Annotated in this window: 19 protein-coding genes; 12 read left to right on the top strand and 7 right to left on the bottom strand. The window is 67.9% G+C overall.

Going from position 1 to position 23,265, the window contains the following annotated elements:
• Window positions 1-235 precede the first annotated feature (235 nt).
• The 3 genes from NN2_RS30505 to NN2_RS30495 are packed head-to-tail and all read left to right on the top strand — an operon-like array spanning window position 236 to window position 2,199.
• Window positions 236-913, top strand: a complete 678-nt coding sequence (locus NN2_RS30505) for a nucleotidyltransferase domain-containing protein (protein WP_063018139.1) — start codon at window positions 236-238, stop codon at window positions 911-913.
• Window positions 910-1,545 (top strand): metallophosphoesterase, encoded by a 636-nt coding sequence (locus NN2_RS30500; RefSeq protein ID WP_063910917.1) that lies wholly within the window; start codon window positions 910-912, stop codon window positions 1,543-1,545. The genes NN2_RS30505 and NN2_RS30500 overlap by 4 nt, the downstream gene beginning before the upstream one ends.
• A 9-nt stretch (window positions 1,546-1,554) precedes the next feature.
• Window positions 1,555-2,199 carry a LysE family translocator gene (locus NN2_RS30495; protein WP_063018137.1) on the top strand — a complete coding sequence of 215 codons (645 nt, stop codon included), beginning with the start codon at window positions 1,555-1,557 and terminating at the stop codon, window positions 2,197-2,199.
• Between the two features lie 62 nt (window positions 2,200-2,261).
• On the opposite strand, the gene NN2_RS30490 is transcribed toward NN2_RS30495, so the two are convergent.
• Window positions 2,262-4,568 (bottom strand): molybdopterin-dependent oxidoreductase, encoded by a 2,307-nt coding sequence (locus NN2_RS30490; protein WP_063018135.1) that lies wholly within the window; start codon window positions 4,566-4,568, stop codon window positions 2,262-2,264.
• A gap of 165 nt (window positions 4,569-4,733) precedes the next feature.
• Between NN2_RS30490 and NN2_RS30485 the strand changes: the two genes are divergently transcribed.
• Both NN2_RS30485 and NN2_RS30480 read left to right on the top strand, forming a co-directional pair.
• Window positions 4,734-6,068 carry a glycoside hydrolase family 1 protein gene (locus tag NN2_RS30485; RefSeq protein WP_063018133.1) on the top strand — a complete coding sequence of 445 codons (1,335 nt, stop codon included), beginning with the start codon at window positions 4,734-4,736 and terminating at the stop codon, window positions 6,066-6,068.
• 106 nt (window positions 6,069-6,174) lie between these two features.
• Window positions 6,175-7,869: a hydrogenase maturation protein gene (locus NN2_RS30480; RefSeq protein WP_063018131.1), complete on the top strand. Its 1,695-nt coding sequence runs from the start codon at window positions 6,175-6,177 to the stop codon at window positions 7,867-7,869.
• A 65-nt stretch (window positions 7,870-7,934) separates the two neighbouring features.
• On the opposite strand, the gene NN2_RS30475 is transcribed toward NN2_RS30480, so the two are convergent.
• The gene (locus NN2_RS30475; RefSeq protein WP_063018129.1) at window positions 7,935-9,434 is read right to left on the bottom strand and encodes a flavin-containing monooxygenase; all 1,500 of its coding nucleotides are present in this window, start codon (window positions 9,432-9,434) and stop codon (window positions 7,935-7,937) included.
• A gap of 108 nt (window positions 9,435-9,542) precedes the next feature.
• Window positions 9,543-9,815 carry a hypothetical protein gene (locus NN2_RS30470; protein ID WP_146098556.1) on the bottom strand — a complete coding sequence of 91 codons (273 nt, stop codon included), beginning with the start codon at window positions 9,813-9,815 and terminating at the stop codon, window positions 9,543-9,545.
• Between the two features lie 271 nt (window positions 9,816-10,086).
• Between NN2_RS30470 and NN2_RS30465 the strand changes: the two genes are divergently transcribed.
• The 6 genes from NN2_RS30465 to NN2_RS30440 all read left to right on the top strand — a co-directional run bounded on the left by NN2_RS30465 (window position 10,087) and on the right by NN2_RS30440 (window position 17,783).
• A complete protein-coding gene (locus NN2_RS30465; protein WP_063018125.1) occupies window positions 10,087-11,349 on the top strand; it encodes a KasA/KasB family beta-ketoacyl-ACP synthase in 1,263 nt (420 codons plus the stop codon).
• A gap of 158 nt (window positions 11,350-11,507) precedes the next feature.
• Complete coding sequence (locus tag NN2_RS30460; protein WP_156511514.1) at window positions 11,508-11,891, top strand: hypothetical protein; 384 nt, start codon at window positions 11,508-11,510, stop codon at window positions 11,889-11,891.
• Complete coding sequence (locus NN2_RS30455) at window positions 11,888-12,298, top strand: hypothetical protein (RefSeq protein WP_063018121.1); 411 nt, start codon at window positions 11,888-11,890, stop codon at window positions 12,296-12,298. The genes NN2_RS30460 and NN2_RS30455 overlap by 4 nt, the downstream gene beginning before the upstream one ends.
• Window positions 12,295-14,187, top strand: coding sequence for a hypothetical protein (locus NN2_RS30450; RefSeq protein ID WP_063018119.1), 1,893 nt, complete (start codon window positions 12,295-12,297; stop codon window positions 14,185-14,187). Before NN2_RS30455 ends, NN2_RS30450 begins: the two co-directional genes overlap by 4 nt.
• A gap of 117 nt (window positions 14,188-14,304) precedes the next feature.
• Window positions 14,305-16,341 carry a glycosyltransferase family 39 protein gene (locus NN2_RS30445; protein WP_063018117.1) on the top strand — a complete coding sequence of 679 codons (2,037 nt, stop codon included), beginning with the start codon at window positions 14,305-14,307 and terminating at the stop codon, window positions 16,339-16,341.
• Window positions 16,342-16,424: 83 nt separating this feature from the next.
• Window positions 16,425-17,783, top strand: a complete 1,359-nt coding sequence (locus NN2_RS30440) for a family 1 glycosylhydrolase (RefSeq protein ID WP_063018115.1) — start codon at window positions 16,425-16,427, stop codon at window positions 17,781-17,783.
• 95 nt (window positions 17,784-17,878) lie between these two features.
• Here NN2_RS30440 and NN2_RS30435 read toward each other — a convergent pair whose 3' ends face one another.
• Window positions 17,879-18,739: a helix-turn-helix transcriptional regulator gene (locus NN2_RS30435; RefSeq protein WP_063018158.1), complete on the bottom strand. Its 861-nt coding sequence runs from the start codon at window positions 18,737-18,739 to the stop codon at window positions 17,879-17,881.
• A 197-nt stretch (window positions 18,740-18,936) separates the two neighbouring features.
• Between NN2_RS30435 and NN2_RS30430 the strand changes: the two genes are divergently transcribed.
• A complete protein-coding gene (locus tag NN2_RS30430; protein ID WP_245007378.1) occupies window positions 18,937-19,764 on the top strand; it encodes an SDR family NAD(P)-dependent oxidoreductase in 828 nt (275 codons plus the stop codon).
• 34 nt (window positions 19,765-19,798) lie between these two features.
• Here NN2_RS30430 and NN2_RS30425 read toward each other — a convergent pair whose 3' ends face one another.
• The 3 genes from NN2_RS30425 to NN2_RS30415 form a co-directional block, all read right to left on the bottom strand.
• On the bottom strand, window positions 19,799-20,794 hold the full coding sequence (locus tag NN2_RS30425; RefSeq protein WP_063018156.1) for an alpha/beta hydrolase: 996 nt from the start codon (window positions 20,792-20,794) through the stop codon (window positions 19,799-19,801).
• 216 nt (window positions 20,795-21,010) lie between these two features.
• The gene (gene lexA / locus NN2_RS30420; RefSeq protein ID WP_063018111.1) at window positions 21,011-21,667 is read right to left on the bottom strand and encodes a transcriptional repressor LexA; all 657 of its coding nucleotides are present in this window, start codon (window positions 21,665-21,667) and stop codon (window positions 21,011-21,013) included.
• Window positions 21,668-21,700: 33 nt separating this feature from the next.
• The coding region (locus NN2_RS30415) for an LCP family protein (RefSeq protein WP_063018109.1) at window positions 21,701-23,265 on the bottom strand (1,565 nt) is incomplete at its 5' end.

Below are 23,265 nucleotides of genomic sequence, written 5' to 3'. Positions count from 1 at the left end.
CTGCGCACTCGAGACTCTCCCATCGAGTGGGGCCGGAATCCGCACGATGTCGATACCGCTGCGCCACCGGTCGCGTTTGTGCGGTGCGCGGGTCTGAGTGGCTGCGCGGCCGGAAATTGATGTGCGCGTGGCCGTTCGCCCGCACTATCGTTGCCTCTCCGGTGATGGTGCCGGTGCGCTTCGGGGCGTGGCTTGGTCGCAGCGGGCGACAGGGCGTACGGACGGGGGTGGGCAGGTGGAGAATCTGCTGTTGGAGGGCGTCGTCGGGTCGCAGGCGTACGGCTTGGCAACGGCGATGAGCGATACCGACTATGCCGGGGTCTACGCGGAACCGACGAGCGCGTTGCTGGGTTTGCATCCGCCGGCGCGAGCCAGCCGCACCGGCCGCGGTGGCGACGACGCCGTCTACCACGAAATCGGTAAGGCGATGGCCCTGATGCTGTCGTGCAATCCGACGGCCTACGAATTGCTGTGGCTCGACACCTACACGGTCACAACGGCTTTCGGGCGGGAACTCGTCTCGCTGCGCGGGTGTTTCGCGTCGGCGAGGCGGGTCCGGCGGGCGTATGTCGGGTATGCCGCCGCGCAGCTGCGTGATCTGGAACAGCGCCCGCATCCGTCGCCGGACCGGCGCGCCAAACAAGCCCGCCACACGTTGCGGCTGCTGTGGCAGGGACATCAGCTCTACACCACCGGCTTCCTGCCGATCCGAGTGCCGGATCCGGAGCGCTACCTCGAGTTCGGGCAGCGGGCCGCGGCCGAGGGGGCGACTCCGGTGCGGGCGGTGTTCGCCGAGTACGAGGCGGCATTCGCCGAGGCGACCTCGGCCCTGCGGAAGGAGCCCGACGAAACGCCGATCGAGTCACTGCTGCAACGGATCCGGCGTGCCTATCTGAACGAGGAGACATCATGAGCGAGGTGTGGTTCCTCGCCGATCCGCACGTGGGGCATCGGCTGGTGTCGGGCCTGCGCGGGTTCGACACACCCGAGGCGCACGACGCCGAGCTCGCCGAGCGGTGGGACGGCAGGGTCGGCGTCGAGGATCAGGTCTGGGTGCTCGGCGACATCTCGGTCGGTGGCACGAAGGCCCAGATGACCGCACTCGAGTGGATGTCGCGGCGGCCGGGGGTGAAGCATCTGGTGGCCGGCAACCACGACGGCTGCCATCCGATGCGCAGCCGGGCGCATCACTGGCAGCGGATCTATCTGGAGGTGTTCGCCTCGGTGCAGCAGTCCGCGGTGCGCAAGATCGACGGTCACCGGGTGCTGTTGTCGCACTTTCCCTTTCACGGCGCCGCGGACGGGGACCATACCGCCGAGAACCGGTTCGAGGAGTGGCGGCTGCCCGCGACCGGTGACAATGCCGGGCGTTGGCTGCTGCACGGCCACACGCACAGTTCGGTGCGGATCCGCGGCCGGATGATTCACGTCGGTCTCGACGCCCATGAGCTGGCGCCGGTGCCGTTGGAGTGGGTGCGCCGAGTCATCGCGGGTACGGAGAAGGAGTCGGAAATCCGGTGGCCGGGCCGGTTCGCCGATCGTTAGGGTCGTCCTGTGGTGGCGCGTGATCATCTGCTCGAATTCGCCGGATTGGCCGCACTGCTCGTCGTCATTCCCGGGCCGAGCGTCCTGTTCGCGATCACCCGTGCGATCACGGTCGGGCGGCGGGAAGCACTGTTCACCGTGGCCGGCAACGCGGTCGGTGTGTACCTGCAGGTCGCCGCGGTCGCGTTCGGGCTCGGGACGGTGGTCGCGGCGTCGGCCACCGTGTTCACCGCCGTCGAAGTCCTGGGCGCGACCTACCTGATCTATCTGGGGCTCCAGGCGATTCGCCATCGAGCTCGGCTGGCCGACACCTTCACCGCTGAGGTGACCGCACTCCGGCGTGGTCCGCTCACCATGCTGCGCGACGGGCTGATCGTCGGATTCGCCAACCCGAAGTCCCTGGTCTTCCTCGCCGCGCTGCTGCCGCAATTCGTCACCCCGGAAAACGGCTGGGTTCCGGTGCAGATGCTGATACTCGGCATGTGTATCCCGATGTTCGGGTTGATCTTCGACTCCGCGTGGGCACTGACTGCCGGGACAGCGCGCGCCTGGTTCGCGCGCTCGCCCCGACGACTGGCCGCCGTCGGAGGTGCCGGTGGGCTCATGATGATCGGACTCGGTACCAGCTTGGCGTTGACCGGCCGAAAAGACTGAGGCCGGAGCCCGGCACATGGGCGTGCACCGCACCGGCCGGATGTCGTTGTCCGGCAGGCGATTTACGAGCGAACGTCCGATGAGGCCGAAACGATCCGCGGTGGGGTGAGTACCGTCAGGTTCGGGACCGCGCCGTGATAGGCCTCGATCTGCACGAGCGCCAGTTGTCCCGTACTGCCCTGGCTCAGCGTGGAGGAGGGGCGGTCCGCGGTGAGCACGTTCGGGTTGCCGTGCCGGCAGAACGACGGATCGGCGGGATCCGGGTCGTACCAGGCGCCGGTGGACAGTTGCGCGATACCCGGCGCGACCGCGTCGTCGACGACGAGTCCAGCCAGGCAGGAGCCGCGGTCGTTGTACAGGCGCACGATATCGCCGTCGGCCAGTCCGCGGGAGTGGGCCTCCGATGGATGTAGGCGCACCGGTTCGCGGTCGCGGATCTTCACCGATCGGCTGTGGGCGCCGACGTCGAGCTGGCTGTGCAGTTTGGTGCGCGGCTGGTTGGCGACCAGTTGAAGCGGAAAGCGTTGTGCCGCAGCGCTGCCCAGCCATTCATCCGGTTCGAGCCATATCGGGTGGCCGGGGCAGTCGGAGTAGCCGTACCCGGCGATGGTTTCGGAGAAGATCTCGATGCGACCGGAGGGGGTCGGTAGCGGATGCGTGCCGGGGTCGGCGCGGAAATCCGCGAACACCACCTGCGCTGGGTCGGCGAGGGGCAGGTCGAGACCGGAACCGGCCCAGAATCGGTCGAAGTCCGGGAAGCCGCGTCCGCGTTCGCCGAGGTCGGACAACCATTGCTCGTACAGGTGCCGCAGCCATTCGCCTGTTGTGCGTCCCTCGGTGAATTCCTTGCCGGTGCCGAGTCTTTCGGACAATTCGGCGAGGATGTCGTAGTCGTCGCGGGCCTGTCCGTATGGGCGGGTGAGGGCCGGCATCGGGAACAGGACGCCGTCGTTGTCGCCCGTGCCGTAGTCGTCGCGTTCGATGGTCATGGTGGCCGGCAGCACGATATCGGCGTGGCGGGCGGTGGCGGTCCAGAACGAGTCGTGGACGACGATGGTGTCGGGCCGATCGAACGCGCGGCGCAGGCGCGCCAGGTCCTGATGGTGATGGAAGGGGTTGCCACCGGCCCAATAGACCAGGCGGATATCGGGATAGCGCAGCTCACGTCCGTCGTATCGGAACGGGGTGCCGGGTGCGAGCAGCATATCGGCGATGCGCGCGACGGGGATGAATCGGTCGATCGGGTTGGCGCCCTGGGGAAGTCGCGGCAGCGGCAGAGTGCGGGTGGGTTCGCCGACGCTCGCCGAGGATCCGTAGCCGTGTCCGAAACCGCCGCCGGGCAATCCGATCTGGCCCAGCATGGCGGCCAGCACCACGCCCAGCCACGTCGGTTGCTCCCCGTACTGCGCCCGCTGCAGCGACCAGCTCACCGTGACGAGCGTGCGCGCCGCGGCCATCTCGTGTGCCAGCGCCCGGATGCGTTCGGCCGGCACCCCGGTGATCGCGGCCGCCCAGACGGGATCCTTCACCACCCCGTCGGCCGTGCCGCGTAGATAGTGCGCGAACTGTTCGTAGCCGACGGTGTGGGAGTTCAGGAATGCGGTGTCGGCCAGGCCGTCGGCGTCGAGAACCTGAGCCAGCGCGAGCATCAGCGCGGCGTCGGTGCCCGGGCGCGGGGCGATCCACTCCGCCTCCGCGACCTCGGCGGTGTCGTCGCGCAGCGGGGCGACGGTGACGAACCGGCAGCCACGCCGCCGGGCTCGCTCGATCCAGTCGCGGGTGTGGTGGCGCGAGACACCGCCCGGATTGACCGCGGCGTTCTTCGGCGAGATACCTCCGAACGCGACCACCAGTTCGGTGTTCTCGGCGATCACCGATTTGGCGGTGAAGCGTCCCAGCAGCGCGAACAGCGGACCCAGCACATAGGGCAGCAATACCGTGGAGGTGCCCAGGCTGTAACTGTTGACGTGACGGACGTAGCCACCCAGGCAGTTCAGGAACCGGTGCAACTGGCTCTGGGCGTGATGGAATCGTCCCGCGCTGGCCCAGCCGTAGGAACCGCCGTAGACGGCTTCGGGGCCGAATTCGCTGTAGACCCGGCGCAATTCGCCGCTGAGCAGATCCAGCGCGCGGTCCCAGCTCACCGGGACATAGGAATCGCTGCCGCGGCCGGAGGCTCCCGGTCCGTGTTCGAGCCATGATTTCCGGACGTAGGGCCGGTCTATGCGGGTTGGGTGATGCTGCGCCGAAGCCACATTGCCGATCAGCGGGGTGGGCTCGGGATCGCCGGGCCAGGGCCGTACGTCGGTCAGCCGTTCGCCGTCGCTGACGGCGTCGAACGCTCCCCAATGCGTCATGTGCGTGGCCATGGCCGCCACCCTAGCCGCGCGCACCGACAGTGTTCGACCGAATTACGCAACATCTGGACACTTGCCCAATTGCGGGTGAGAATGACTGCGCCGCAACCGGCCGTACGCGAGTGGTGACCGGGTTACCGTTGCCGGAGCGTGCCCCACCGGATACCGAGGAGTTCGATGCGCAACGTCAGTCGCCGCCAGGCTTTCGGTCTGCTCGCCGCCGGGACCGCCGCCGCCGTGGCCGGTCCCGCCGCCTTCGCCCGGGCCCGTCCCGCCGCGCCGGCCACCGTGCCGAATCTGGGCGGTGACTTCCTGTGGGGTGTGGCCAGCGCCGGATTCCAGTGCGAAGGCCATGCGCCCGACAGCAACTGGCTCCGGTACGTGGCCTCGCATCCCGAGTTCGACCGTTACCACGATGCGGTCGATTTCTTCACCGGCTATCGCTCCGATATCGGACTGGCCGCCGGCCTCGGCGTCGGCGTCTACCGCATCAGCGTCGAATGGGCACGGGTGCAGCCGCGGCCCGGCGAATGGGACGCGGCCGGATTCGCCTTCTACGACAGCGTTCTCGACACGATGGCCGCACACGGCATCCGCCCGATGCTGACCCTGGACCACTGGGTGTATCCCGGCTGGGCCGCCGACCGCGGCGGCTGGGCGCATCCGGCGATGCTCGACGACTGGCTGGCCAACGCGCGAACGGTGGTGCAGCGCTATGCCTCTCGCAATCCGCTGTGGGTCACGTTCAACGAGCCGGCAATGTACATCGTCAATGAAACCCGCAACGGCGGATTGTCGCCGGCGGACGTCCCGGCGATGCAGCAGCGACTGATCCAGGCGCACAACACCATCTACGACGACATCCACCGGATGCAGCCGGACGCCATGGTGACCAGCAACCTCGCCTACATCGTCGGCACCGCGGAACCGGTGGTCAACGGTCCGATGATCGATGCCATCGCCGCGAAACTCGACTATGTCGGTATCGATTACTACTACGGGCACACCCCGCAGGACCTGGCCCGGCTGTCGCCGGGCGACCTCGAGCAGCTGTGGAAGATGCCACTGCAACCCGAGGGAATCTACTATGCGCTGGAATACTATTCGCGTCGATTCCCCGGTAAGCCGCTGTACGTGGTGGAGAACGGCATGCCGACCGAGAACGGCGCGCCCCGCCCCGACGGTTACACCCGCGGCGACGATCTGCGCGACACCGTGTACTGGCTCCAGCGCGCCAAAGCCGACGGCATCGACGTGATGGGCTACAACTACTGGTCGATCACCGACAACTACGAGTGGGGCAGCTACACACCACGCTTCGGCTTGTACACCGTCGACGTGCTGACCGACCCCGCTCTGACCCGCCGCCCCACCGACGCCGTGGACGCCTACCGCGCGATCACTCGGGCCGGGGGTGTTCCCGGGGACTACCGTCCCACGCGCGGACCGGTGGCCTGTTCGCTGGTCGACATTCCGGGCAGCTGTGCCGATCCGGTGACCGTGCCGCACTGATCGCACCCACCCGGTATGCGGGCGCGCGGCACTGGGGCTAGTTTCAGAGGGGCAAATGTTGCGGTCCGGTCACGGACCGACGAAACACCCTGATGGAGGACAGCTCGTGCGCATCCTGTTGGTCGCCAGCGCATTCAACAGTCTCACCCAGCGAGTGCATGCCGAATTGCGGGAACGCGATCACGAGGTCGGCGTCGAGTTGGCTCTCGGCGACGATCTACTCCGTGCCCGGGTCGCCCGCTTCCGGCCGGATCTGATTCTGGCGCCGATGCTCACCACGGCGATTCCCGAGGATGTGTGGACCGAACATCCGGTGTTCATCGTGCATCCGGGACCGATGGGCGATCGGGGGCCGTCGTCGCTGGACTGGGCCATCACCGAGGGTGCGGCCCGCTGGGGTGTGACGGTGCTGCAGGCGGTGGCGGAGATGGACGCCGGTCCGATCTGGGCGTCGGTGGGTTTCGATGTGGCGCCGTGCGGTAAGAGCGAGCTGTATCGCAACGAGGTGTCCGACGCGGCGGTCGAGGCGGTGCTGACGGCGGTGCGCCGCTTCGCATCCGGCGACTACGTGCCCGAACCACTGGATTACGACCGCCCCGACGTCACCGGCCGGCTGCGGCCGTTCCTCACCCAGCAGGTACGCCGCATCGATTGGGCCAGCGCCGATACCGCCACGGTGATCCGCACCCTGCGCGCGGCCGATTCCCAGCCGGGTGTGCTGGACGAACTGTTCGGCCGCGAATACTTCGTCCACGGTGGCCACTACGAGGACCGGCTGCGTGGCGAACCGGGCGCGGTGATCGCCACCCGCGACGGTGCGATCTGCCGGGCCACCGTCGACGGTGCGGTGTGGTTGCCGCAGCTGCGCCCGCGCCGCGTGCCGGGCGGACCGGTGACGTTCAAGATGCCGGCCACCGACGCGCTGGGCGCCGATCTGCCCGCCGGAGTCCCCGAGGTGCCGGTCTCCCCCGCCGAGGCGGCGGTGCGCGACACCTGGTCGGAGCTGCGCTACCACGAGGACGCCGGCGTGGGATATCTCGAATTCGCCTATCCCGGTGGGGCGATGGACACCCGGCAGTGCCGGCGGCTGCTGACCGCGTATCGCGAGGCCTGCGATCGACCGGTGGATGTGCTGGTGCTGGGGCCGCGGCGCGACTTCTTCTCCAACGGCATCCATCTCAACGTGATCGAGGCGGCCGCCGATCCGGCCGAGGAGTCGTGGCGCAACATCAACGCGATCGACGATGTGGTGGAGGCGATTCTCACCACCACCGACAAACTGGTGATCGCGGCGCTGTCGGGCAATGCCGCCGCCGGTGGGGTGATGCTGGCCCTGGCCGCCGACCACGTGTGGTGCCGGGAATCGGTGGTGCTCAATCCGCACTACCGGCTGATGGGCCTGCACGGTTCGGAGTATTGGACCTACACCTTGCCGCAACGGGTGGGCACGGAGATGGCGGAGCAGCTGACCAGCCGGACCCTGCCGGTCGGCGCGCGGGCCGCGGCGCGAGTGGGTTTGGTGGACAAGGTATTCGAAGGCTCCACCGAGCAGTTTCGGGCACAGGTTCGGCGCGAGGCCGAAAACCTCGCGGCCGCACCGGAACTGCAGAATCTACTGCTGGCGAAGAAGCAGCGCCGCGCGGCCGACGAGGCGGTGCGGCCGTTGGCGCGGTATCGGGCCGAGGAGCTGGCGCATATGCATCGCAACTTCTTCGGCGACGGCGAGTCCTATCACCGGTTGCGGCGTGAATTCGTCGCCAACACCAAACCGCTGGCGACGCCCGCGCATCTGCTGGGCTGAGGTCCCGGGCCGTCCGGTCGTGGCCGTGCGCTGCCGCGACCGGACGGTGTTCCGCGCGAAGATGTTCAGGCGGAACGGGATTCGACGACCGGGCGAGCGGCCGCCGAACGGGTGCCGAAGCGCAGGATGCCGTCTTCGAGGTCGGCTTTGCGCAGCAGCGCGCGGTCGCGGTAGTAGTTGTTGATCACCTTCCACGGGCCGCGGCGGCCCTGGCGCGGCATGACCGCGTCGCCGCGGGCGATGTAGCCGGAGGTCAGCGCGCCGCCCATCATCGATTCCGGCGCCCGGTCGGCTTCCTCGGCTTCGGCGACGAACGTCGAATACCCCTCGGCCTTCATGTGATTGAGCAGGCGGCAGAAGTATTCGGCGGCGAGATCGGCCTTCAGCGTCCAGGAGGCGTTGGTGTAGCCGATGATCATCATGGCGTTGGGCAGCCCGCTCATCAGCGCACCCTTGTAGGCGACCAGATCGCGGGTGGCGATCGGGGTGCCGTCCACATCGATCGCCGCGCCGCCGAGCATCTGGATGTTGAGGCCGGTCGCGCTGATCACGATGTCGGCCGGCAGTTCCTCGCCGGATTCCAGGCGGATGCCGGTTTCGGTGAAGGTCGCGATCCGGTCGGTGACGATGGAGGCGCGTCCGTTGCGCAGCACCTTGAACAGATCCCCGTTGGGAACGATGCACAGCCGCTGATCCCACGGGTTGTAGCTGGGGCTGAAGTGGCGCATGTCCACGTTCGGCCCGACGGCGACCCGCACGGCCTGCAGGAGCAGTTTCCGCGACAGGGCGGGGTTGCTGCGGGAGAGGGCGAAACTGGCGCGCTGCAGGGCGATATTGCGGGCGCGGCCGGTCTTGTAGGCCAGCGCGGCGGGCAGTTTGGCCTTCTTCATGCCGACCGCGACGGGGTCCTCGGCCGGCAGCGGCGCGATGTAGGTGGGCGAACGCTGCAGCATGGTCACGTGCGCGGCGTCCTCGCTCATGGCCGGGACCAGCGTGATCGCAGTGGCGCCGGAGCCGATGACGACGACCCGCTTGCCGCGGTAGTCCAGGTCCTCGGGCCAGTGCTGGGGGTGCACGATCTGCCCGCCGAAGTTCTCCTCACCGGGGAACTGCGGGCGAAAGCCCTGGTCGTAGTCGTAGTAGCCGGTGCAGCCGACCAGGAAGTTGCTGGTGTAGGTCTCGGTGTCGCCGGTCTGTTCGTCGAGCGCCTCGGTGGTCCACAGCTGTTCGGTGCTGGACCAGCTCGACTTCACGACCTTGCGGCCGAAGCGGATGTGGCGGGTGACGCCGTATTCCTCGGCGGTGTCGGCGATGTACTGGCGGATGTGCGGTCCGTCGGCGAGCACCTTGGTGCCGATCCAGGGGCGGAAGCCGTAGCCGAAGGTGAGCATGTCGGAGTCCGAGCGGATGCCCGGGTAGCGGAACAGGTCCCAGGTGCCCCCGATCGCGCTGCGCCGTTCGAGGATCGCGTAGCTGCGTCCGGTGTTCTCCCGGCTGAGATGGCAGGCCATCCCGATGCCGGACAGGCCCGCACCGATGATCAACACGTCGACATGCCGCGTCATTGAGGTATCCGTTTCGTCCGAATGTCAGCCCGGACCTCGCCGTCCGGATACCCGAAGGTTACGTGTTATTTCTGGTTACGTCTAGTCGCGGCAGCGGCGGACGGGCGATCAGTGCATGGCCGCGCCGAGGATCTCCCCCGCTCCCGCGGTGGTCAGCCCGATCGCGACGACGCCGACGGCCACCCGCGACACCGTGGCCCGCGCGACCCCGCGCCGACTCGCCAGATGGACCCAGCAACCGACCGCGATCGCCGTTGCCAGCAAATGCAGCCAGATGAGATTTCGAAGCAGTACCGTCGTCACCCCCGCGCCCGGTGGCGCCTGCGGCCCCACGTTGTCCAACTGAGCCGTAAAAATGTCTTGAACAGCGTTGACAGTCATCGCGGGCACGCCCTTCCCCTCGCCCGTCCGGTCGGGCGCACCGCTGCGGACGCACCCATCCGTGACCCTCAACGGTACCCCCGCGCGGCAAATTTCCGGCATCCCCATTTCGGGTCCTTCGTGAGCGGTCGGAGGCTACGCTGACCGAGGCGCACCACCGCCCCCGCGGCGGGGTCGGCCGGCCGATGACGGCGAGGTCGTCGGCGGTCGCCGGTGCCGCCGAGTTTCGTGTCCGGGGAAATGAGGGACCGACAGTGAGGAATCGACGACCGTGCGTACGCTCGATACCAATTTCAGCACCCGCAACGGCGGCTTCCGCGAGGTAGTCGTCACCGCGATGGAGATCACCACCTCCATCGGCGCAGATACCGAAAGTACTTGGCAGGCGCTACTTTCCGGCGCCAGCGGGATCAAGGTCCTCACCGACGAGGACATCATCCGCCAGGATCTGCCCAATGCGATCGGCGGCAAACTGATCCACGACCCCACCACCGACCTGGACCGGGTGCGCAAGCGCCGCATGTGCTACGTCCAGCAGATGTCGTACGCGATGGGTCAGCGGCTGTGGGAGTCCGCGGGGACACCCGAGGTCGACAAGGACCGCCTCGGCGTCTGCATCGGCACCGGCCTGGGCGGCGCCGACGTCATCGTCGAAGCCCACGACACCATGCGCGAACACGGCTACCGCAAGGTGTCCCCGTTCGCGGTGCCGATGAGCATGCCCAACGGCGTCTCGGGCGTGGTCGGCCTGGACATCGGGGCGCGCGCGAGCCTCGTGACGCCGGTGTCGGCGTGCGCCTCGGGCAACGAGGCGCTGGTGCACGCGTGGCGCTCGATCGTGCTGGGCGATGCCGACATGGTCGTCGCGGGCGGCGTGGAGGGCTACATCAACCCGATGGCGATCGCCGGATTCACCATGGCCCGCGCGCTCAGCTCCCGCGTCGACGAACCCGAACGAGCGTCGCGGCCCTTCGATCGCGACCGGGACGGTTTCGTCTTCGGTGAGGCCGCCGCGCTGCTGCTGCTCGAATCGGAGGAGCATGCGCTGGCGCGCGGGGCGACACCGCTGGCCCGGCTGCTCGGCGCCGGATTGACCGCGGACGGGTACCACATGGTCGCCCCCGATCCGGAGGGCCTCGGCTGTGCCCGGGCGATGCGCCGGGCCATCGAGACCGCGGGGGTGAGCGCCGCCGATGTCGATCACGTCAACGCCCACGCCACCGGCACCTCGATCGGCGATCTGGCCGAGGCCAAGGGCATCGCCGCCGCCATCGGCACCCATCCGGCGGTCTACGCGCCGAAGTCGGCACTCGGGCATTCGGTGGGCGCGGTCGGCGCGCTCGAGGCCGCGATCTCGGTGCTGACACTGCGTGATCAGGTCATCCCGCCGACGCTCAACCTCGACAATCAGGACCCGGAGATCGAGCTCGACATCGTGCACGACAAACCGCGGCACACCGACGTCGAGTTCGCGATGAACAACTCCTTCGGATTCGGCGGCCACAACGCGGCGGTACTGTTCGGCCGCTACTGACCGCGCAGATCCGGGTGCGTCTGCCCGGTTCGCCCGATCGCACCGGGATTCACGGCAACGCCCGAGGTTCGGACAGGAGGTCACCGGATCGGCTGAGATGCTCTCCCGGAGAAATTCCCACAGCAGGGAAGATGCGCCGAAACACCTACTATCGGCCCGTGGGCGACTTGGATTTGGGGAATGGCAGAAGCCTGCCGCTCTATCTCGCCCCCGACTCTTTCGATTCGGCTGTCCTCGGGGTGGTCTTGACCTACGACAGCCTGACGAGACTGCTGAACAACTTGGAGAACACCGTCATCGACGGCTCCGGTCTGGGTGACAGCGCGGTGGCGGCGGCGTGCGCGGACTTCCGAAGTGCATGGGAGACCGAAACCGAAATTACCGCCAAAGCCGTCGGCATCATCGTGGACTTGCTACCTCGGGTCAAGCGCAAGTACCAGGACACCGACCAGGATGCCGGCATGGGCATCGGCGGCACCGATCCGACGCCGTCGCTGGTACCTTCGGTCACCCAACCTTCGGGCCGTCCACCGAGCGGATGACCGGCGACCGGCGCTTCGATACCGAACTGCGCACCCTGGATGTCGCGTCGGCGGTGGCCGGAGCGATGTCGAACACCAGTGACGATCGAGGCATCGCGCTCGCCGACGCGGCGGTGGCCGCCGCGGTGCAACTGGGGGATGTCGGGGTGGGGCCTAATCCGGTGGCCTTCCTCGCCGGCTGCGTGCGTGCCATGGGGCTGTCCGATGCCCGGCGGCTGCCCGAACCACTGGTCGGCACCGAACCGACGGCGATGGTTCGTTCCTGGATGGCGGCGGCATGCCCCGACGCCGAACCCGATGTCGCTCGCGACGAGGCGTTCGCACGGTGGTTGGAGATGGTGGCCGCCGTGCTGCGATCGCGGCGCACCCTCGGCCGCGGCGCCTCCACGCCGTGGAGCCCCTTGTGATCAGCAAGACCTGGCAACGCGTCGGCGCCGGGTTGCTCGGCGGCGCTATCTCGCTGGCCCCCATTCCGGGCGCAGCACTCATCGGCGGAGCGGTCGGCGGCGTTCTCACCGGGATGATCGACGGCCAGTCCGGTACCGACCTCTTGGTCGATGCCGGCGTGGGTGCTCTGGTGGGGCAAGTCGGCAAGGTGGGCGGCCGGGCGCTACCCGGTGTGCTGGGCAAATTGCCCGGCGTCGGCAAACTTGTTTCGCCACTCGCTGCCCGACTGCCCGGGAGGATCGGCTCGGTGGCGAGCACGCTGGCCCAGGTCGGGGCGGTCGGTGGGCTCAGTACGGCATATGCCTATTCATATGACAAATTCTCGGAGATCCCATCGGACCTCACGCTGCCCGCGAAAAGTGAACGGCTGAAGGCGCTGGAGTTGGCGTTGGAGTCGATGCAGCTGGGCCTCAACAGAAGTCATCTGCGGGCCGCGATCGACATCGCGCTCAAGGTGCCGGCGTTGCCCGGAACCACGACAGCCGTCGATGCCCAGGCCCGTGCTTTCGCCGACGCCGCTTCGGCGTACAAGCTCATGCACAGCGATCTCGAGAGCGTCGCAAAAGACAAGCTGCCGGACTCGTGGCGTGGTCATGCCGGCGAGACGGCCGCGGACGCAGTGTCGACCTTCGCCGGTGCCGCGTGGCATGCACACGAGGCGTTCACCTGGGCCAACGACGCGCTTCGCATCTGGTCGGACGCACTCGTCGAGACACAACGGCAAGACACCACGGGAGTCGACGGACTCACGAAGGCACACACCCAGCTGAACAACAAACCTGACGAAGAGGTCCGCAGGCACGCCATCGACAGCTGCCGAGTCCGGATCACCGCGACGAAGGCATACGAAACCGCGGCAACAACGTGTGCGTCGTCGGTCGGCGCAGCAGCCCGGACGGCACGGGCCAGGACCGTCGAAGCGCCCGGTATGGACCCGGTCGATGCCGAAACCCTCGCCTACACCGGTCAAGCCGGCGGAGCGCCCGGCACCGCCGACGACATCCTCACTCCGACGGCATTGGCACGTGCCTCGCAGCGGCTCTCGGCGATGTCATCCGATGATCGGTCCTCGTTCGAGAAGCTGGTGAGCAACGCCAAGTCTCCGCAGGAGGCGGCTTACCTGTGGGAGGCACTGTCGGCGGGATACTCGCTGCCCGATATCACCGCGTTCGATGAACAGATCCACGAGCACGGGAACGACCGCTATTGGCTCTGGAAACATCTGCACGTCAACGACGTCGCGAACAGCCGAACCGTACGCGACGGACGGCAGGAGCTCAGTTACGCCCCCGACGACGTGGCCAAGGCCGCCACCTACGCCCAGGACAGGGGAAACTGCACCTCGGCGTCCACGGTGATCGCCCGGCTGGATGCCGATCCGGTGCTGATGCTGGGTGTCACCACAGGCACCGGCCCCGCGGCGGTCAGCGGCCCGACCGCAGGCAACGACAGCCCGAAGGCCTTCCGGGACCGGCTCGTTCGAGTTTTCGACGACAACTTCGATTCCGACCTCACTCCCTATCCACGAGGCGACCAGAAGATGGTGAACAATCTGCTCAATCCCGTCACCGGCAGCACCTATCACATGGCCGCGTTGTCCACCGAGGAGGCGCGACAAGCTGCCCTGCCGCGGATCGAGGCCGCGGTGACTGCGGGCAAACCCGTCCCGATCGGGCTCGCTCCGAAGGGCGACGGTGACTATCACCAGGTGGTCGTGGTCGCCACCCGGCCGGGCGAACTGCAGATCTACAACCCGTGGGGCTTCACCCAATGGGTGACCACCGACCAGTTCGTCAAGTCCGAGATGCCCGATATCGAGCGTCCGAACGACGTCATGCTCCCGGACTGAGAATCGCCTTCGGGCAACCACGGATTCGGCGCCCGATTCGCCCGATCGCGCCTAACTCACAGCAATCTCCAAGGGTTCGGACAGGGTGGTCACCGGATGGGCTGAGACGCTCCCGCGGTGACAGTGACGACTGCCGACACCGCCGTGCCCGTATCGCCCGAATCGGCGCGTCCGCCGGATCCGGATCTGCCACCGCCGCGGCGCCGGGACCGGCTCGCGCTGGTAGCACTGCTGGCCGCCACCGCGGCCGCGTATCTGTGGAACATCACCGTCAACGGGATGGGTAACGGGTTCTACGCGGCGGCGGCGTGGTCGGGGTCGCGGGACTGGAAGGCGCTGCTGTTCGGGTCGCTGGATCCGGCCAACTTCATCACCGTCGACAAGCCGCCGGTCTCGCAGTGGGTGATGGGGTTGTCCGGGCAGTTGTTCGGTTTCTCCAGTGCCTCCATGCTGGTTCCGCAGGCGTTGATGGCGGTGGCGGCGGTCGCGCTGATGTACGGCGCGATCACCCGCGCCACCGGCAGCCGCGGCGCGGGTCTGCTGGCCGGTCTGCTGCTGGCGCTGACACCGGTGGTGGCGTTGATGTTCCGGTTCAACAATCCGGATGCGGTGATGGTGCTGCTGATGACAGCCGCCGCCTACTGCACCGTGCGCGCGTTGCGCCACGCGAGCCCGCGCTGGCTCGTATCGGCCGGTGTCGCATTGGGTTTCGCGTTCCTGGCGAAAATGCTCGAGGGCCTGATGGTGCTGCCCGCACTCGGTGTGGCGTACCTGGTGGCGGCGCCGGCGGGTTTCGGTAAACGGATCGCGCATCTGCTGGCCGCGGCGGTGGCGCTGGTGGTCTCGTCGGGGTGGTATGTGCTGCTGACGATTCTGTGGCCCGCCGATTCACGCCCCTATCTGGCCGGTTCCAAGGACAACACGTTCATGGATCTGGTGCTGGGTTACAACGGTTTCGCCCGCTACCTCGGACACAACCACGCCGGGCGCAAACCCTTCGAACTGCCGCCGGGATACGAGTTGCCGCATATGGGTGGCGGCGGCGGCTTCAACGGTTTCGGGTCCGGCCCGCAGCGGTTGTTCACCGGCGAGATCGGATTCGAGATCTCGTGGCTGCTGCCGGCGGCCGTGCTGGGGTTCGTCGTCGTGCTGATCACGCGCCGGAAGTATCCGCGCACCGACCTCGTGCGCGGGGCGGCATTGGTTTTCGGGCTGTGGCTGCTGATCGACGGGGTGGCGTTCTCGGCGATGAAGGGCGGCATGCACGCCTACTACACCCTGGCCATCGCGCCCGCGGTGGTCGGCAGTTTCGTCCTCGGCCTGGCCGAGGTGTGGCGTTGCCGGGATCGGATGTGGGGCCGGGCCGGGGCGGCGGGACTCGTTGTGGCCGGCGGCGTGTGGGGCTTCATCCTGCTCGATCGCAATGCGGACTGGCAGCCGTGGCTGCGGTGGACGATTCTCGCGGTGACCGTCGTGTCCGCCGCCGCTCTCGTGCTGACGGCGCTGCCGGTGCTGTCGCGACGTGTGCCCGCCCGCGCGGTCGCGGTCGCCGTGGGCGCCGGTGTGCTGGCCGCGACGGCCGGGTCGAGCGCGTACGCGGTGGCGACGCTGCCGCAGTCGCATACCGGCGGCAGCCCGGTCGTCGGGCCGGCGCATCCGGACCTGCCGCAGGCGCTGAATCCGTTCCGCCGCCAGATCGGCATGCTGATGGGCGGCACCGACACCGATCCGAAGCTGGTGGAGATGTTGCGGGCAACGCAGACGACGTGGTCGGCGGCCATCGACCGCTCGGGACCGGCGGCCGGACTCGAACTGGCCAGCCGGACACCGGTGATCGCCATCGGCGGATTCACTTCCGAAGATCCGGTCCCCACCGTGGCGGGATTGCAGGACCTGGTCCGCGACCACCGGATCACCTACTATCTGGCGCCCGAGATGAAGCTGCCGGACTCGTGGCGAACGCATGACCAGCACCGATCCCCCGGCGGCGCGCACACTCCGGCGACCGCACCGAACCCGCCGGCCACCGACGCGGAGCCGGAGATGTGGCATCCGGTCGGCAACACCGACATCTACGCCTGGGTGTCGGCGCACTACACGCCGCAACACCTCGGCGGTCTCGAGGTCTTCGACCTCACCGCACCGCCGCACTGACCCCGGCGTCGAGCGGCCGATCGCCCGCTCGACACGCCCTTGCGCACACCGGAATTCAGCAATCTCACAGCTACGATTGCTGGATGCGAGAGCCGAACCGCCGCCAAGTGCTGGCCACCGGACTGGCCGCAGCCGCCGCGCTGCTGCTGCCGGTCCGCGCGGGCGCCGACCCCGTCCGCCGGGCGGCGTCGGCTCTCGCTCCCCTGGGCCCCGAATTCGTGTGGGGGGTGGCCACATCCGGGTTCCAGACCGAAGGCCACGCCCCCGACAGCAACTGGACCCGCTACATCGCGACCGGGGCGGCCGAACCGTATCGGGATTCGGTGCGCTTCCTCGACACCTACGCCGACGATATCGAGCGCGCCGCGCAGCTGGGCGCCAAGAGCTTCCGCATGAGTATCGAATGGGCCCGGGTGCAGCCCCATCCCGACGAATGGGACGAGCAGGCATTCGCCCGCTACGACCGGATCGTCGACGCCGTCTACACCGCGGGTATGACCCCGATGCTGACTCTGGACCACTGGGTGTATCCGGGCTGGGCCGCCGACCGCGGCGGCTGGCGCAACCAGGGCATGGTCGACGACTGGCTGGCCAATGCGCGGAAAGTGGTGCAGCGCTACGGTTCTCGCGATCCGATCTGGGTCACGATCAACGAACCGGCCGCCTATCTCGGCACCGAGATCCGCATCGGCGCCCTCTCGCACGAGGAGTGGCCGGCGGCGATGGACCGGCTGGCGCAGGCCCACAATCAAATCTACGACGACATTCACGCCGCCTATCCGAAGGCGATGGTCACCAGCAACATCGGCTATGTGCCCGGCGCCGACACCGAGGTGAATCAGCCGTATATCGACAAGGTGCGCGACAAACTCGACTTCGTCGGCGTCGACTACTACTTCGGCCCCACCTCGGCAGCGGACGGCTCGTCGGCGACCTCGGCCGGTGCGCCCGCGATGTGGGAGTTGCCGCTGCAGACCGAGGGCGTCTACTACGCGCTGCGCCGCTATGCCCGCCAGTTCCCCGGCAAACCGCTGTACGTGGTGGAGAACGGGATGCCGACCGAGAACGGTAAACCCCGCCCGGACGGCTACACTCGCGCCGACCAGTTGCGCGACACCGTGTACTGGATCCAGCGCGCCAAGGCCGACGGTATCGATGTGCGCGGCTACAACTATTGGAGCCTCACCGACAACTACGAATGGGGCAGCTACACACCCCGTTTCGGCCTCTTCACCGTCGATGTCATCTCCGATCCGGATCTGGTGCGCCGGCCCACCGACGCGGTGGAGGTGTTCGCCTCGCTCGTGCGCGCGGGCGGGGTGCCCGCCGATTACCGGCCCACCCGCGCCCCCGTCGCCTGTTCCCAGGTCGATCCGCCGGCCAGTTGCGACGAGCCGGTGATGTTGCCGGGCGCGGATCCGGCCGCCACAGCGAGCCCGTAACCACCCGCCTCGGGGATGCACCACACGATCGATTCCGCATACGGAGATACCGCGGCCAGGGCGGGCGGCTTACCGGTCTGCGGGACCCTGCCCTCTCACTCGAGGGAGACCGTGAATTTTTCGACGCCCAGCACCTTCAGCAAGGCGAGCTTCTGCTGGTCCTCGGTACCTGGGGTAGCGGTGAAAATGAGAAGCGCCTGTCCCTGATCCGGCTCGAGCAGAAGCTGGCAGTAAAGGTCCAGCCGCCCGATCTCGGGGTGGACGAATCGCTTGGTGTCGCTGGAACGCAGGCCCACCTCGTGACGGTCCCACAATCGGGCGAACTCGTTGTTGGTCTCACGCAGAAATTCGACGAGATCTGCCGCCGGCGAGCCGGGCCCGTCCCGGGTGAGCGCCGCGCGGAGCTGCGCCACATTGGCCCGGCTGGTCATGTCGTGATCGTCGGGGTGGTAGCGCGCACGCGCGGCCGGATCGGTGAACCAGCGGAACGCCGCGCTACGCGCGCGGCCGGTGTACCCCGTCTGTGTGCCCAGCAGGGCCACCGCGGACGGGGTCTGCAGCAACGTTTCCCCCAACGGGCCCATCACCTGCGCCGGCATGTCGCGGAGGCCGTCCATCACGCGCATCAATCCGGGACTCACATGCTGAACCTGCAGGTCGCGGCGAACTGTGCGGTACCCCGTGAGCAGGAACAGGTGATCGCGTTCGTCCGGGGTGAGCCGCAGACCGCGCGCGATGGCCGCGAGCATGCTCTGTGATGGTTGCGGCCCGTCGCCGCGTTCCAGCCGTGCGAAGTAGTCCGCGGACATGGCGCACAGCTCGGCCACCTCTTCGCGTCGCAGCCCGGGTGCGCGCCGCCGCGGCCCCCGGCGCAGCCCGACGTCTTCCGGTTGCAGAGACGCTCGCCGAGCCCGCAAGAACGCGCCCAGCGATGAACGGTCGAACCCACGATCCATGATGTGCATTCTGATCCGTCCGGCGCCGCTCAGCCGCGACCTCTCGTTCAGTGGTTGTGTGTGTCCTTCCGCGGCCGGACGGCGGCGCATTCACTGGTCACAGCGATCACCGGTCGCTTCCGACGAGCACGGCATTCGAACAGCGAACAACGGAGTGCGGACGTATGGCCACATGGAGCAGAAACGAACTTCCCGACATGACAGGACGGACGGTGGTGATCACCGGCGCCGGCCGCGGGCTGGGCCTGATCACCGCGCGGGAACTCGCCGGTGCCGGAGCACACGTCGTGCTGGGTGTGCGTGACCCGCAGCGGGCCCGCCGCGCCGTCGCGGACCTCCCCGGCATCTTCGACGTCCGACCGCTCGATGTCGCGGAACTCGGCTCGGTGCGCGCCTTCGCCGAGGCGTGGTCCGGCGACCTCGACATCCTGATCAACAATGCGGGTGTGATGGACATCCCCGCCGCACGTACCCGGGACGGCCTCGACCAGCAGACCGCCACCAACTACATCGGTCCCTTCCTGCTGACCACCATGTTGCTCGACCACATCACCGATCGTGTGGTGCATGTGACCAGTCAGCTGCACCGGCAGGGCAAGATCGACCTGGCCGATGTGGACTGGCGCACGCGCAAATACGACGCGATGGCGGCCTACCGGGCATCGAAGCTCGGTGTCGTGTTGTTCTCGCTGGAACTGCAACGCCGGCTGACCGCTGACCGCAGCCGGGTCCGCTCGGTGCTCGCCAGTCCGGGTATCGCTCGTACCGGTCTGGCCGCGCACTCCCGGGCGAACCTCGTCAACCGGTTCACATTCCTGACCAATTCGCCTGAGCGTGGTGCGCTCTCGGTGCTGTACGCCGCGACTCAGGACGTTCCCGGCAATGCGTACGTCGGGCCGGACGGGCCGGGAGGCCTGCGTGGCTATCCGGCGGTCGGCCGGCAAGGCAAGGCCGGTCTCGACGAGGAGCTGGCCGCACGGCTGTGGAACGCGACCGCCGAACTTCTCGCGGCAGTGGATCGATGAGCTGTCGGGCAGCCCCGAACCAGGCGTTCGCCGCTCAGGCGGGAAGTTGCAGCCCGGCCGCGAGGACCGGCCACGACTGGATCAGCGCGTCGTGCCAGTAACCCCAGGAATGGGTTCCGGTCGGAGTGAAGTCGTAGGTCGCCGGAATGCCGAGACTGTTGAGCTTGGCCTGCAGGTTGTGGCTGCAGTAGTTGACCGCGGCCTCGATCACGCCGCCGATGATCACTTGATTGGCCAGGCCGCCCGGTCCGGGCAGCGTGTAGGGCCCGTTGAGCGTGTCCCACTGCCCGGGCAGTCCGGATCCACTGGAGATGAACAGGTTGAGCCCGCGCAGCTGGTCGGCGTGCACGTAGGGATCGTTGGCGGCCCACATCGGATCGTTCTGCGGCCCGTACATGTTCACGGTGTTGCCGCCGCCCCACACGTTGACCGCGAGATTGACCGCGGTGTAGCCCACGGGGTCGCTGATCTGGGCGCAACCGCTGTAGGCGGCAACGGATTTGTACAGGCCGGGTTTGGCGATCGGCAACTGCAGCACCGAGGTGCCGGAGGTGGACAGCCCGGCGATGGCGTTGAGGCCGTTGGTGCCCAGGGCGCCGTCGATGATGGGCGGCAGTTCCTCGGTGAAGAACGTCCGCCACTTGTTGACGCCCAGCTTCGGATCCGGTGCGCGCCAATCGGTGTAGTAGCTCCAGGCGCCGCCGACGGGCTGGACGACGTTGACGTCCTTGTCGGCGAGGAACTTCAGCGCGTCGGGGGCCTTGTTGTCCCAGGTGGCGCTGTCCTCACCACCGCCGGCGCCATTGAGCAGATACAGCACCGGGCGCGGTGTGGAGGCGTCGGCGGGCCGCTGCACGTTGATCGTGATCGGTTTGTCCATGGCCGCGGAGTACACCTTGAAGGTGACGTTGCGGCCGTCGACCACCGAGAAGTCGACGATCTTGGATCCGTCGGCGGATACCGGATGTGCCAGCGGGGCACCGGAATCGACGACCCGATCGCCCGCGGCGGCGGCAGGTCCCGCCGCCATGGTCGCCGATACCGCGGCCAGCACCGCCGCGGCCGCGACCGTCGCGATCCGGGTGCCCCCGCGTACCCGCTCTCGCACCGCCGATCTGCCTGCCCGAGTACTGCTCGCCACGTGCACCTCCGAATCCCGTTCGGTCTTGCGCGTTCCCCTGCTTGGGCAGACTAATTCAGCGGCAACCGTTTGGCGATCGGTTCGGCGGGCGCGTCGAGCAGGTCGTCACATTCGTCGCATCACGGACACGACTTTGCCGAGCACGACCGCACGGTCGCCGTCGATGACGTCGTAGGCGGGGTTGCGGGGTTCGAGGTAGACATGGCCGTTGCGCCGGCGATAGACCTTCACGGTGGCCTCGTCGTCGATCATCGCGGCCACGATGTCCCCGGAATGCGCTTCGTGCTGGCGGCGCACGACCACGATGTCGCCGTCGCAGATCGCGGCGTCGATCATCGAATCACCGCGCACTCGCAGCCCGAATACGGTTCCGCGCCCGACCAGGTGCCGCGACAGGGTGAGCTGGTCGTCGGCGTGTTCCTCGGCGAGGATCGGGGCGCCGGCGGCGATATCGCCGACCACCGGCACGATCACCGAATCCTGTTCGCCGCCACGGCTTTCGGCGGGGGCGAGGAACAGGCGCACGTCGATGGGCCGGGAGACACTGGCACTGCGGCGCAGGAATCCCTTGTCCTCGAGATCCTTCAGGTGTTTCGACACCGACGAGCCCGATTTCAGTCCGACGGCGGCCGCGATCTCCCGAGACGACGGCGCATACCCGTTGCGCTGCACCGCATCCCGGATCACGCCGAGGATGCGGCGCTGCCGCTCGGGCAGCCGGGAGGTGTCGAGATGGTCGTATGCGTCGTCGTATCCGGTCACCGGGGAATCGTAGACGGCCGCCGCCGCGGCGCCTCAGTTCACGCAGGGTATGTCGGATCCGATGCTGGTGGTGACCGGTTTACCGGAGTCGGGACGATCGTCGGTGGTGGCGGTGGTCGACGCCGAACTGCCGCCGCTGGTGGTCGTGGTGAGCCCGGTGGTGGGGTCGGTGGTCGTCACTGAGGACGCCGAGGACGCGGTGAGGCTGTCGGGCATGCTGAAGTCGCTGCCGATCACGATCTTCACCGTCCCCGGATCGAGGGATTTCGATGCGGCCGTGGGCAATCCGCCCAGCATGTCGGCGGCCTGGGTGGCGTCGGTGTCGGCGCCGGAGCCGAAGTACACGACCGAACTGGATCCGTCGCTGTAGGTGGCGTTCCCGACATTGCCCTTGCGGAAGCCCTTGTCCACCAGCGCGGTGGACACCTTGGCCGCCATGCCGCTCGCGCCGCCGGCGTTGACGACGTCGATGGTGCTGGTGGGGGTGGTGGTCGGGGCGCTCGATTGTGTTTCGGCCACGCCGAAGGCGGTGCGCACGGTCTTCTTGATCGCGGCCGGGTCGACGATGTTGACGTCCTGGCCGTCGACGGTGTCGTACGCCTTCACCGGCAGGGTCTGGAATTCGATCGGGATGGATCCGGCGCGGCCGAGGGTCTGGGCGAAGTCGAGCAGGTTCCAGCCCTGCGACAGCACGATGTCGTTCTGCGCCGCGCTGATCAGGTCCTGCAGTTTGCCGATATTGGTGAGCGTGCCCGAATCCTTGAGCTGTTTGGCGACCGAGGTCAGGAATGCCTGCTGGCGGTGGGTGCGGTCGAGGTCGCCGTTGTCGAGGCCGTGCCGCTGACGCACGAACGACAGCGCGTTGGCGGCGTCGAGATGCTGGCGGCCTGCGGGAAACACCGCGCCGGAGTAGTACTCGTCGTCGACGGCGTGGTTGAGACATACGTCGACGCCGCCGAGGATATTGGCCAGATCGTAGAAGCCGACCAGCGAGATCTCGGCGAACCGGTTGATCGGCACTCCGGTGAGCTGTTTGACCGTCTGCACGATCGATTCGCGCCCGGCCTCGCGGCCCTGGCGTTCGAGTTCGACCTTGTCCTTGACGCCCTGATTCTCCAGCTTCTGTTCCACCGAGGCCTTTTTCAGCCCGTAGGCCTCCTTGATCTTGGCGTGGTCGTAGCCGGGGATGCCCGAGACCGCGACGTAGTCGTCGCGCGGGATGGAGAAGGCGGTGACCTTCTTCAGATCCTTCGGAATGTGCACCAGGATCAGCGAATTCGCGTTGTAGCCGCCTTCGCTGCCGTCACCGGCGTGCAATTGGTCGAGGATGTTCTTGGGCAGGTCGTTGCCGTTCTGGTCCTTGCGGGTGTCCAGGCCGATCAACAGGATGTTCAGATCGCCGTCGAGGGCGGCGGCATCGGCCTCGCTGATCGCATTGGACCGGGTGAAACCCTGATCGACGCTGCGTTCGGTGTAGTAGGCCAGGCCGGTGCCGCTGACCACGACCACAGCCGTGACCGCGGCCAGCACACGACCGCCGACCCGCACGGCCTTACCCCCGCGATTCGGGCGCGGCGGCGGTGCGGTGCGGGCGCGGC

This window comes from Nocardia nova NBRC 15556 (genome assembly GCF_001613005.1).
GTDB lineage: Bacteria > Actinomycetota > Actinomycetes > Mycobacteriales > Mycobacteriaceae > Nocardia > Nocardia nova.
The sequence above is the reverse complement of the archived record's forward strand: the minus strand, read 5'-3'. Positions and strand labels throughout refer to the sequence as shown.